Here is a 12,371-nt window from a genome sequence, read left to right as displayed (position 1 = left end):
AAACTGTCCTGGGCGGCCGGCGAAACAGCGCTCGCCGGTGATCGTCTCCGCGGCCGACAACCGGCACTCCGAAAGTCGAATGTCACGCCTTCGCGCCAGCCGCCTGTTCTCGAATCCCGTTCATTGCGCTGCACCCGCCGACAGGTTAACCCTTTGGGAAATCGCGCTTGCGCGGCCGGTAAACTCTGTCAACATGGATCAATAATACCAGCCGGACACAGCAGCCGGCGGACAAAAACGGGGACGCGGGATCACATATGTCGGTACGTTGGAGTTTGTTTGCGGCGGCTGCCGTCGCACTGGTCGCCTTTGCCTTGCCGGCATCGGCCCAGACGTTGAAATACGCCAACCAGGGCGAGCTCAAGTCGCTGGATCCCTACACGCTGAAGGAAACCACGACGATCGCGCACCACGCCCACGTCTATGAAGGACTTACCGCGCGCGACAAGGACCTGAAGATCATCCCGGCTCTGGCGGAAAGCTGGGAGACCGTGAGCCCCACCAAATGGCGCTTCCATCTGCGCAAGGGCGTGAAATTTCACAATGGCGACCCCTTCACCGCCGACGACGTGCTGTTCTCCGCCGATCGCGTCCGCGCCAAGGGCTCCAACTTCCTCAGCAACGTTCCCGCCGACGCCAAGTTCGCCAAGGTCGATGATTACACGGTCGACGTGACGCTGGACTCGCCCAATCCCATCCTGACCTCGCAGTGGGATAGCTGGTACATCATGGACAAGAAGTGGTGCGAGGAGAACAACGCCGTCGCACCGACGCCGGCCTCCGCGACTACGCCGAGCTACGCGGCGCTGCACGAGAACGGCACCGGCCCCTTCACGATCGAGAGCCACCAGCCCGGCGTGAAGACCGTGTTCAAGGCGTTTCCAGGCTATTGGCGCAAGCCCGAGCATAATCTCAAGGAGATCATCTTCACCCCGATCGGCTCCGACGCCACCCGCGTTGCCGCGCTGCTCTCGGGCGAGGTCGACGTCATAGAACCGGTTCCGCTTCAGGACATCCAGCGCGTCAATTCCAGCGGCGTCGCCACCGTCATGACCGCGCCGGAGATCCGCACCATCTTCATCGGCATGGATATGGCGCGCGACGAGCTCCTGTACTCCAACGTCAAGGGCAAGAATCCGTTCAAGGACATCAAGGTCCGCGAAGCTTTCTACAAAACGATCGACGTCGACCTGATCAAGACCCGCGTCATGCGCGGCATGTCGACGCCCTCGACGCTGATGATCGCACCCGAACTCTATCCGCTGTCGAAGGAGTTCACCCGGCCGAAGCTCGATCCTGACGGTGCCAAGAAGCTGCTGGCCGACGCCGGCTATCCGGACGGCTTCGAAGTCACGATGGATTGCCCGAACGACCGCTACGTCAACGACGCCGCAATTTGCCAGGCGGTGGTTGGCATGCTGGCCCGTATCGGCGTCAAGGTGAACCTTCTGGCGCAGCCGAAGGCACAATATTTCGCCAAGGTGCTGAAGCCCGGCGGCTACCAGACCTCGTTGTTCATGCTGGGCTGGACGCCTGCGACCTCGGATTCCCACAATGTGCTGCACGACATCCTCGGCTGCCGCGACGATCCGAAGGATGCGACGCGGGGCGAAGCCAATCTCGGCGGCTATTGCAACAGGGAAGTCGACGCGCTCACCGACAAGGTCCTGATCGAGAGCGACACTGCCAAGCGCGACCAGTTGATCAAGCAAGCCTACGAAATCGTCATCAAGGATTACGGCTACGTTCCGCTGCATCAGCAACCACTGGTGTGGGGCGTGTCGAAAAAGGTCAAATTGACCCAGCGCGCGGACAACCAGGTGCTGCTCTACTGGGCGACCAAGCAGGGTGAATAGTGGTTGCAGCGAATTGGGTCCCGGAAGCGCAGGCTTCCGGGACCTCTCGTTTTCCGGGCGCGCAAAGCGGTGCGCCAAATGTCAAAAGCAGTGAAAGGTAGAGATGCTCGCTTTCACTCTTCGCCGCTTCCTGCAGGCGATCGGCGTGATGCTCGCCGTAGGCGTCATTGCGTTCGCGATGTTCCGCTTCGCCGGCGATCCGGTGAACCAGATCGTCTCGATCGACACCTCGGCGGCAGAGCGCGCCTCGATCCGGCAATCGCTCGGCCTTGACGACCCTGTGCTGGTGCAGTTCGGCCGCTACTTCATCAATGCCGTGCAGTTCAAGTTCGGCGTATCCTACCAGTTCCGGCTACCGGTTTCCTCGCTGCTGGCGGAACGGCTGCCGGCGACGCTGGAGCTTTCGATCTGCGCCACGCTGTTCGCGATGGGTGCGGGCATCCTGATGGGGGTCTATTCGGCGCTGCGCCGCGACACCGTGCTCGCCAAATTATTCCAGGCTGTATCGCTGATCGGCATTTCGTTGCCGACCTTCCTGATCGGCATCCTCCTGATCTATCTGTTCGCGGTGACGCTGGGCTGGCTGCCCTCCTTCGGCCGCGGCGAGGTGGTGAAGCTCGGCTGGTGGACCACGGGGCTGCTCACCGTCTCGGGCCTGAAGGCGCTGATCATGCCGGCGATCACGCTCGGGCTGTTCCAGATGACCCTGATCATGCGGCTGGTACGCGCCGAAATGCTGGAAGTGCTGCGGACCGATTATATCCGCTTCGCCCGCGCCCGCGGGCTGAGCACGCGCGCGATCCATTTCGGCCATGCGCTGAAGAACACCCTTGTTCCCGTGATCACGGTGGCCGGCCTGCAGTTTGGCTCGGTTATTGCTTTCTCGATCATCACCGAAACCGTGTTCCAATGGCCGGGCATGGGGCTTCTGTTCGTGCAGGCCGTGCAGAATGTCGATATCCCGATCATGGCCGCGTATCTCCTGATGGTCTCGCTGATCTTCGTCACCATCAATCTCGTGGTCGACATCCTCTATACCGTGGTCGATCCGCGATTGCGCTCGACCGTCGGCCGCGCGGCGTGAGGGACCAACCGATGTCCGACGCCGTCGTCCCCCACCGCTCCCAGGACCATCAGGCACCTGCCGGCTGGTTCAGGCGCGCGCTCGACAGCGACATCTTCTATTCGTTCCGCCGTTCCAGGCTGACGATGGTCGCGGCCGTGATCACGCTATTGTTCTTCCTGCTGGCAATCTTTGCGTCATGGCTCGCGGTGCAGAACCCGTTCGATCCGGCCCAGCTGCAGCTGATCAACTCGCGGATCGCGCCGTTGTGGACCGCCGACGGCCAGAGCCCGTTCCTGCTCGGCACCGACGAGCAGGGCCGCGACGTGCTCTCGGCGATCCTCTACGGCCTGCGCATCTCGCTTGCGGTCGGCGTTGCCGGCGTGGTCTTCGCCGGCGCGCTCGGCATCGCCCTTGGGCTGGTCGCCGGCTATTTCGGCGGCGCGGTCGACAGCGTGATCATGCGGATCGCCGACGTCCAGCTCACCTTCCCGGCGATCCTGATCGCGCTGCTGGTCAACGGCGTCGCCAAATCGCTGCTCGGCAACCGGCTCGACGAAATGAGCACGCTCGGCGTGCTCATCATCGCGATCGGGCTCAGTTTCTGGGTGCAATATGCCCGCACCGTGCGCGGCTCGGTCATGGTCGAGAAGAACAAGGATTATGTGGCGGCGGCGCAACTGATCGGCCTGCCGGCACCGACGATCATGCTGCGGCACGTGCTGCCGAACACGATGGGCCCGATCCTCGTCATCGCCACCATCAACCTAGCGCTCGCGATCATCACCGAGGCGACGCTGTCGTTCCTCGGATCCGGCATGCCCGACACCATGCCCTCGCTCGGCACCCTGATCCGGATCGGCAACAACTATCTGTTTGCCGGCGAATGGTGGATCGTCGCCTTCCCGGGCATTGCCTTGGCCGGCCTGATCCTTTCCATCAACCTGCTCGGCGACTGGCTGCGCGACGCACTCAATCCAAAGCTCCGATGAGTAAGCCCGTTCTCTCCGTGCGCAACCTCGAGGTGGAATTCGTCACCCGTCGCGCCACCTTGCGCGCCATCAACGGCGTGTCGTTCGAGATCGCCAAGGGCGAGGTGCTCGGCGTGGTCGGCGAGTCCGGTGCCGGCAAATCGGTTACCGGCCTTGCGGTGATTGGCCTGATCGATCCGCCCGGCCGCATCTCCGGCGGCGAGATCGAGCTGTCTGGGACGCGGATCGACCACCTTCCGCCCGACGAGATCCGCCGTGTCAGAGGCAAGCGGATCGGCATGATCTTCCAGGATCCGCTGACCAGCCTCAATCCGCTCTACCGGATCGGCGACCAGATCGTCGAGACGATTCGAACCCACACCAATTTGAGTGAAAGCGCCGCGCGCAGGCGCGCCATCGACCTGTTGGCCGAAGTCGGTATTCCCGCGCCGGAGAAGCGCATCGACGGGTACCCGCACGAATTCTCCGGCGGCATGCGCCAGCGCGTCGTCATCGCGCTCGCGATCTGCGCCGAGCCCGAGCTGATCATCGCCGACGAACCGACCACTGCGCTCGACGTTTCCGTGCAGGCGCAGATCATCACGCTGATCAAGCGGCTCGGCCGCGACCACGGCACCGCCGTGATGCTGGTGACGCACGATATGGGCGTGATCGCCGAGACCTGCGACCGCGTCGCGGTGATGTATTCGGGCCGCATCGCCGAGATCGGCCCGGTGCAGGAGGTGGTGCGCAATCCGCTGCATCCCTACGCCAAGGGCCTGATGGGCGCGATCCCGACGCTTGCCGGCGAGGACAAGCGCCTGGTGCAGATTCCCGGTTCGATGCCGCGGCTGTCGGCGATCCCGCCGGGCTGCCCGTTCAATCCGCGTTGCGCGTTTGCCTTCGATCGCTGCCGCGTCGAACGGCCCGAGCCGATCCGGCAGGGCACGCAATCCGTCGCCTGCCATCTGTTCGAGCCTGCGAAGGAGACGGCGGCATGAGCGGGACATTGGTCGAGGTCAAGAACCTGCGTCGCGTCTTTGACGTCTCGAAGCCGTGGCTCAACCGCGTGATCGAGGGCGGCCATCTCGAATATCTGAAGGCCGTCGACGGCGTCAGCTTCGACATCAAGCGCGGCGAGACGTTTGCGCTGGTCGGCGAATCCGGCTCGGGCAAGACCACGGTAGCACGCATGGTCGTCGGCCTGCTGTCACCGAGTTCGGGCGAAGTCGTCATCGACGGGGTCTCGATGACCGATCCGCGGCAGGGCCAGGCGCGCCGTCGGCTGCGCCGGCGCATCCAGATGATTTTTCAGGATCCCTATGCGAGCCTCAATCCGCGCTACCGGGTCGCCGCCATCGTCGGCGAGCCGATCCGCGCCTTCGACCTGATCCAGGGCGAGCGCGACATCAAGGCCCGAGTCGGCGAATTGCTCTCGCTGGTCGGCCTGCACCCCGACGACGGCCAAAAATTCCCGCACGAATTCTCCGGCGGCCAGCGCCAGCGCATCGCGATCGCCCGGGCGCTGGCGTCGGAGGCCGAGTTCATCGTCTGCGACGAGCCGACCTCGGCGCTCGACGTCTCCGTGCAGGCGCAGATCCTCAATCTGATGCGCGACCTGCAGGACAAATTCGGCCTGACCTATCTCTTCATCAGCCACAACCTCGCGGTTGTCCGCCACATGGCCAGCCGGATCGGCGTGATGTATCTCGGCCGTATCGTCGAGATCGCCGAGGGTCGGAAACTGTTCGAGAACCCGCGGATGCCCTACACCAGGATGCTGCTCGGCGCGGTTCCGGATCTTGCGATGTCGGGCCGCCAGCGCATCCCGGTCAAGGGCGAGATTCCCAACCCGATCGATCCGCCGCCGGGCTGCTCGTTCAATCCGCGCTGTCCCCTCGCCTTCGATCTCTGCCGTGAGAAGACGCCGGAACTGATTGACGGCGTGGCCTGTCACGCCGTCAACAGCCCCGCCGCCGCCGTTCCGGCATGATCACGCGGATGGGAGCGGCCATGTCCACCAAGCGGTTGGCATACCAGCCCGCCTGTGATCAAGTGCGCGCGCACAAGACCTAGCCGGAAGCGCAGCCCATGAGCAACGTCAATCCCGATCCATTCACCACAAGGCCCGAGATCGAAGGCACCTTCGGCGTCGTCACCTCGACCCACTGGATCGCGACCGCTGTCGGCATGGCGGCGTTGGAGAAAGGCGGAAACGCCTTCGACGCCGGCGTTGCAGCGGCGTTCACGTTGCAGGTGGTCGAACCGCATCTGAACGGCCCCGGCGGCGATGTCCCGATCATCGTGCACGACGTCAAGCGCGGCAAAACCGAAGTGATCTGCGGCCAGGGTCCGGCGCCGGCCAAGGCAACGATCGCCCACTATCGCAGCGAAGGCCTCGAAATGGTGCCCGGCACCGGCCTGCTCGCGGCCTGCGTGCCCGGCACGTTCGAAACCTGGATGCTGCTGCTGCGCGACTACGGCACGATGAAGCTGCGCGACGTGCTGGAGCCCGCGATCGCCTATGCTCGCGACGGCCATCCGCTGGTCGAGCGCGCGTCCGCCACCATCCAGACCGTCGAGCAGCTGTTCCGGAAATACTGGCCCACATCGGCCGACGTCTATTTGCCGAACGGCGAGGTGCCGAAGCCCGGCACCATCTTCACCAACAAGAAACTTGCGGAGACCTACGCGCGCATCCTCACCGAGGCGGAGAGCGCCGGCGGCGACCGCGTCGCGCAGATCGAACGCGCGCGGCAGGCCTGGTCAAAGGGCTTTGTTGCGGAAGCGATCGACAAGTTCTGCCGCACCCAGGAGGTGATGGACGTCTCTGGCCGGCCGCACCGCGGCGTGCTGTCGGCCGACGACATGGCACGCTGGCAGCCGACCATCGAGGCGCCGCTGACCTACGATTACGGCCGCTACACCGTGCAGAAGGCCGGGGTCTGGAGCCAGGGTCCGGTGATGCTGCAGCAACTCGCGCTGCTGAAGGGTTTTGAGCTCGACGGGCTCGACCCCGCAGGCCCCGACTTCATCCATCTGCAGATCGAATGCGCCAAGCTCGCCTATGCCGATCGCGAGACGTTCTACGGCGATCCAAAGTTCGCGGACATCCCGATCGAAACACTGCTGTCCGATGCCTACAACGACGAGCGGCGCAAGCTGATCTTGAGGGACAAAGCCTCACTCGACTTCCGTCCCGGCTCGGTCGAGGGTTTCGGTGGTGTCGTGAAATTGCGGCGCGCCGAAGGGCATCGCGAAGCGGTCGGCGCCATGGGCGCGGGCGAGCCGACCGTCGGCCGGTTCGGCGAGGTGCGCGGCGACACCGTCCATTGCGACATCATCGACAAGGCCGGCAACATGATCTCAGCGACGCCGTCCGGCGGCTGGCTGCAGTCCTCGCCTGTGATTCCCGAAATCGGCTTCTGCCTCGGCAGCCGCGCCCAGATGTTCTGGCTCGAGGAGAACCACCCCGCCTCGCTCGCACCGGGCAAGCGGCCGCGCACCACGCTGTCGCCAACCATGGCGCTGCGCGACGGCGAGCCGTATCTTTCCTGGGGCTCGCCGGGCGGCGACCAGCAGGACCAGTGGATCACGCAGTTCTTCCTCCGCCACGTCCATGCCAGGCTCAATTTGCAGGAGGCGATCGACGCGCCGGCCTGGCACTCCGAGCATTTCCCGATCTCGTTCTGGCCGCGTACCTCGCGGCCCGGTGTGCTGGTGCTGGAGAATCGTGTGCCGAAATCGACCATCGACGAATTGAAACGCCGCGGCCATGTGGTGGAGATTGGCCCCGATTGGTCGGAAGGCCGCCTTACCGCGGCCTCGAAGGTTGGCCCGCGCCGCCGCGCCGCCGCCAACCCGCGCGGTATGCAGGGTTACGCCGCAGGGCGCTAGACGAGATCACCATCGTATCATGATGACGTCGGATCGAACTGCAGACCGAGCCTCCATCTTCACCTCGCCCCGCTTGCGGGGAGAGGTCGGATCGCATCGGAGATGCGATCCGGGTGAGGGGGAGCCTCCGCAAACTCGATACCTGCCGCTTTCGCGGAACGAGCCCCTCACCCTGCCCCTCTCAGAGCGAGCTCCGCTCGTCTCGACCCCGCGAAGGGCCGAGAGAGGGAGAAGAGACACGAGATGACCTGGTCGATCATCGCCTGCGACAGCGCCACCGACCAGCTCGGCATCGCCGTCGCGACGCGATTCTTCGCGGTCGGCGCCCTCGTGCCCCACATCGCACCCGGAATCGGCGCCGTTGCGACGCAGGCGCTGGTCAATCCCTATTACGGCATCGACGGCCTCGCGCTGCTGCGCCAAGGCAAGAGCCCACATGACGTGATCGCGGCGCTGCTCGCGCCCGACAGCGGCCGCGAGAGCCGGCGGGCGCATGTCATGGACGCCAGGGGCCGCATTGCCGCGCATTCCGGCAAGGACTGTATCGACTGGTTCGGCCATATCGCGGGCGACGGCTTCTCGATCGCCGGCAACATGCTGGCCGGGCCCGCGGTGCTCGACGAGACCGCGCGCGTCTATGCCGCGAACCAAAAGCTGCCGTTCGCAGAGCGGCTGATCAAGGCGATGTTCGCCGGCGAAGCGGCCGGTGGCGACAAGCGCGGCAAGCAATCGGCGGCGCTTCTGATCCACGGCGCGGAGGAATGGCCGTTGCTCGACCTGCGGGTCGACGACCATGCCGATCCCTTGCGCGAGCTTAAGCGGCTCGAAGCTGTCAGCCGTGAGCACTGGGTGCCGTTCCGGAACTTCATGCCGACCCGCGACAACCCGGCCGGAACCAGCGAGCGCGCCACGATCGACGCCGGCATTGCAGCCGCAACCAAGAGCGGCGAATGACCGCCGGTCCGCTGATCGAGATCGAGGGCCTGCGCGTCACCTTCCACGGCGACGACGGCCGTACCACGCATGCCGTCGATAGCGTCGATCTTTCCGTCGCCAATGGCGCCACGCTTGGCCTGGTCGGCGAGTCCGGCTGCGGCAAGAGCGTGACTTCGCTCGCGATCATGGGGCTGTTGCCGAAGCAGTCGGCCGCGGTCTCCGGTGCGATCCGCTTCGACGGGTTCGACCTGCTCGACGTGCCGGACGCGACGCTGCGCGACCTGCGCGGCAATCGCCTCGCGATGATCTTCCAGGAGCCGATGACTTCGCTCAACCCGAGCTTTACCATCGGCGACCAGATCACCGAGACCATTTTGCGGCACCGCGGCGGCTCCCGGCGCGCGGCGCGCGAACGCACCATCGAGCTGCTCCGCCGCGTTCATATCCCCTCGCCCGAGAAACGCATCGACGAGTTTCCCCACAAGCTATCCGGTGGCATGCGCCAGCGCGTGATGATCGCGATGGCGCTGGCCTGCGATCCGCGGCTTCTGATCGCCGATGAGCCGACCACCGCGCTCGACGTGACGCTGCAGGCGCAGATCCTGGATCTGATGCGCGAGCTGAAGGCCGCGAGCGGTGCTGCGATCATCCTGATCACTCACGATCTCGGCGTCGTCGCCGAAGTCTGTGACGAGGTCGCGGTGATGTATGCGGGCGAGATCGTCGAGCGCGCCCCGGTCGACGAGCTGTTTGCCAATCCCCAGCATCCCTACACGGTCGGCCTGCTCGGCTCGATCCCGCGGCTCGACCGCCGCACCAGTCATCTCGCGACCATCGAAGGCATGGTGCCGAACATGGCGCATCCTCCTGCTGGCTGCCGCTTCGCCGCGCGCTGCCCGTTCGTCGAGGGTGCCTGCACAAAATCGCCGCCGCCGCTCGCAATGCTGAGCGCGACCCATGCCTCGCGCTGCATCCGCGCGCCGCTGGAACGGCTGGTGTCATGACTGTGCTGCTCGAGGTCGAAGGGCTGGTGAAGCATTTCGTCGCCGAACGCTCGGTGTTCGGACGGCCAACCGCCCATGTGAAGGCGGTCGACGGCGTCAGCTTCACGGTCGAGGCCGGCAAGACGCTGGCGCTGGTCGGCGAATCCGGCTGCGGCAAATCGACCGTCAGCCGCCTGGTGCTGCGGCTGATCGAGCCGGACGCCGGACGGATCAACTTCGAGGGCCGCGACCTCGGTTCGCTCAATGCCGAACAATTGCGCGCATTCCGCCGCGACGCGCAGCTGATCTTCCAGGACCCCTACGCCTCGCTCAATCCCCGCATGACGGTGAGCCAGATCCTGACCGAGCCGCTGGCGCTGCACAATCTGGTCCCGGCGGCGGATCGCCGCGCGCGGGTCGACGAGCTGTTGCGTCTGGTCGGGCTCGAGCCGCGCTTCGCGCGCCGCTATCCCCATGAATTCTCCGGCGGCCAGCGTCAGCGCATCGCGATTGCCCGCGCGCTTGCGGTCGAGCCGAAGCTGATCATCTGCGATGAGCCGGTGTCGGCGCTCGACGTTTCGATCCGCTCGCAGATATTGAACTTGCTGCGCGACCTGCAGGATCGCCTGAAGCTCGCCTACATCTTCGTCTCGCACGATCTGGCCGTCGTGAAGCACATCGCCGACCGTGTCGCCGTGATGAATCTCGGCACCATCGTCGAGACTGCGGAGGCACACGCGCTGTTCGCCGCCCCGCGCCATCCCTACAGCCGCGCACTGCTGTCGGCGATCCCGGTGCCTAAACCGAAGGCAAAGCGCAGCCGGATTGTGCTGCAAGGCGAGCTGCCGAGTGCACTCAATCCGCCGCAGGGCTGCCGATTCCACACAAGATGTCCCTATGCGATCGAGCGTTGCCGCAGCGAAGCACCACAGCTCCTTGAAGATGGCACCGGACATGCAACGGCATGTCACCGGACGGCGGAGCTGCCGTGGGACGATGCGATCGTCCCGACTGACGGCGGCTTTTCGCCGACGCTGGAAAAACTGCTGGCGGCCTTTGGCGCGACGGAAGGGGCCGGACGTCCCGGGGTTGGTACAGTCGGGACCTAAGGTCGGCGCGTGAACATGGGGAGCGGTATGATGAAGATGTTTCGTTTGGCGGCGGCGGCAGCGGGCCTGTTGCTCGCGCTCGGCGCGGGCGCGCAGGCCCAGACCACGCTGCGCATCGGCCTTGCCGAGGATCCCGACATCCTCGATCCCTCGATCGGGCGCACCTATGTCGGCCGCATCGTCTTTTCCGCGTTCTGCGACAAGCTGTTCGACATCGACGAAAAACTCAATATCGTGCCGCAACTCGCGCTGTCGCACGAGACATCTGCCGACGGCAAGGAGATGACGATCAAGCTGCGGCCGGCCGTCAAGTTCCATGACGGCGAGCCGTTCGACGCCGAAGCAGCCAAGTTCTCGCTGGAGCGCCATCTCACGCTGCCGACCTCGTTCCGCAAGCCGGAATTGGCCGCGCTCGACCATGTCGACGTCGTCGATCCCCTGACCATCAAGCTGGTGCTCAAAACACCCTACTCGCCGCTGATCGCGCAGTTGACCGACCGCGCCGGCATGATGGTCTCGCCGAAGGCGGTAAAGGAAGCGGGCGACAAGTTCGGCCTGCATCCCGTCTGCGCCGGCCCCTACAAGTTCGTTGAACGCGTGCAGCAGGACCGCATGGTGTTCGAGAAATTCCAGGATTACTGGAACAAGGACAACGTCTTCATCGATCGCATCGTGTTCCTGCCGATCGTCGACGCCACGGTGCGGCTCGCCAACCTGAAATCCGGTGGGCTCGATCTGATCGAGCGCGTGCTGGCAACCGATATCAAGGATGTTCGCGCCGACCCGAAGCTCGTGCTGTCGACTGCGCCCGAACTCGGCTATCTCGGCCTTACGATCAACATTGCGAACGAGAAGAACAAAGGGCCGCTCAGCCAGTCGGAGAAGGTCCGCCAGGCGCTCGATCTCGCGATCGATCGCGAGGCGCTCAATCAGGTCGTCTTCAACGGCGAGTTCACGCCAGGCAATCAATGGGTCAGCCCGACGCATCCCTATTACCAGAAGGCGTTTCCGGTTCGCGGACGCGATGTCGCCAAGGCCAAGGCGCTGCTGAAGGAAGCCGGTGTCACGCTGCCCGTCGCCGTCGACTACATGGTCCCCAAGGGGGCCGAGAACGAGGCGGTGGCCCAGGTCGTGCAGTCGATGGCCGCCGAAGCGGGCTTTGACATCAAGATCCGCGTGGTCGAATTTGCGACGACCTTCAAGCAGGCCCAGGCCGGTGAATTCCAGGTGTTCCAGATCAACTGGAGCGGTCGGATTGATCCTGATGGCAATTCCTACGTCTTCCTGCACACCAAGGCACCGCAGAACGACGGCGGCTATTCCAATCCGGAAGCCGACAGACTGATGGAAGAGGCGCGGCTGGTCAACGACCCCGCCCAACGCAAGCCGATCTACGAGAAGATGGCCAAGATCGTGCTCAACGACGAACCCATCATCTACATCTATCACCGCACACTTCTGATCGCACACACCACCAAAGTCGAGGGTTACCGGCAGATGCCGGATGGATTGGTGCGCGTGGTCGGGCTGAAATTGAAATGACCGCCGCAGCGCAG

General features: G+C 64.7%; 10 protein-coding genes. All 10 read left to right on the top strand.

Annotated features, from left to right (window positions below):
- Positions 1–257 precede the first annotated feature (257 nt).
- The 10 genes from ABIB78_RS27950 (at position 258) to ABIB78_RS27905 (ending at position 12,357) form a co-directional block, all read left to right on the top strand.
- Positions 258–1,856, top strand: coding sequence for an ABC transporter substrate-binding protein (locus ABIB78_RS27950; RefSeq protein WP_429030177.1), 1,599 nt, complete (start codon positions 258–260; stop codon positions 1,854–1,856).
- A 103-nt stretch (positions 1,857–1,959) separates the two neighbouring features.
- Positions 1,960–2,940, top strand: coding sequence for an ABC transporter permease (locus ABIB78_RS27945; RefSeq protein ID WP_429030176.1), 981 nt, complete (start codon positions 1,960–1,962; stop codon positions 2,938–2,940).
- A gap of 11 nt (positions 2,941–2,951) precedes the next feature.
- Positions 2,952–3,911, top strand: coding sequence for an ABC transporter permease (locus ABIB78_RS27940; protein WP_429030173.1), 960 nt, complete (start codon positions 2,952–2,954; stop codon positions 3,909–3,911).
- Entirely contained in the window at positions 3,908–4,891 is a 984-nt protein-coding gene (locus tag ABIB78_RS27935) for an ABC transporter ATP-binding protein (protein ID WP_429030170.1), read from the top strand. The genes ABIB78_RS27940 and ABIB78_RS27935 overlap by 4 nt, the downstream gene beginning before the upstream one ends.
- Positions 4,888–5,883: an ABC transporter ATP-binding protein gene (locus ABIB78_RS27930; protein ID WP_429030168.1), complete on the top strand. Its 996-nt coding sequence runs from the start codon at positions 4,888–4,890 to the stop codon at positions 5,881–5,883. The genes ABIB78_RS27935 and ABIB78_RS27930 overlap by 4 nt, the downstream gene beginning before the upstream one ends.
- 98 nt (positions 5,884–5,981) lie before the next feature.
- Positions 5,982–7,787 (top strand): gamma-glutamyltransferase family protein, encoded by a 1,806-nt coding sequence (locus ABIB78_RS27925; protein ID WP_429030165.1) that lies wholly within the window; start codon positions 5,982–5,984, stop codon positions 7,785–7,787.
- A 243-nt stretch (positions 7,788–8,030) separates the two neighbouring features.
- Positions 8,031–8,741, top strand: coding sequence for a DUF1028 domain-containing protein (locus tag ABIB78_RS27920; RefSeq protein WP_429030163.1), 711 nt, complete (start codon positions 8,031–8,033; stop codon positions 8,739–8,741).
- Complete coding sequence (locus ABIB78_RS27915; RefSeq protein WP_429030160.1) at positions 8,738–9,727, top strand: ABC transporter ATP-binding protein; 990 nt, start codon at positions 8,738–8,740, stop codon at positions 9,725–9,727. The genes ABIB78_RS27920 and ABIB78_RS27915 overlap by 4 nt, the downstream gene beginning before the upstream one ends.
- Positions 9,724–10,815: an ABC transporter ATP-binding protein gene (locus ABIB78_RS27910; RefSeq protein ID WP_429030157.1), complete on the top strand. Its 1,092-nt coding sequence runs from the start codon at positions 9,724–9,726 to the stop codon at positions 10,813–10,815. Before ABIB78_RS27915 ends, ABIB78_RS27910 begins: the two co-directional genes overlap by 4 nt.
- Positions 10,816–10,845: 30 nt before the next feature.
- Positions 10,846–12,357 carry an ABC transporter substrate-binding protein gene (locus tag ABIB78_RS27905; protein WP_429030154.1) on the top strand — a complete coding sequence of 504 codons (1,512 nt, stop codon included), beginning with the start codon at positions 10,846–10,848 and terminating at the stop codon, positions 12,355–12,357.
- Positions 12,358–12,371 lie beyond the last annotated feature (14 nt).

Origin of the sequence: Bradyrhizobium sp. I1.14.4 (genome assembly GCF_050435825.1) — a bacterium.
Taxonomy (GTDB): Bacteria; Pseudomonadota; Alphaproteobacteria; order Rhizobiales; family Xanthobacteraceae; genus Bradyrhizobium.
The sequence above is the reverse complement of the archived record's forward strand: the minus strand, read 5'-3'. Positions and strand labels throughout refer to the sequence as shown.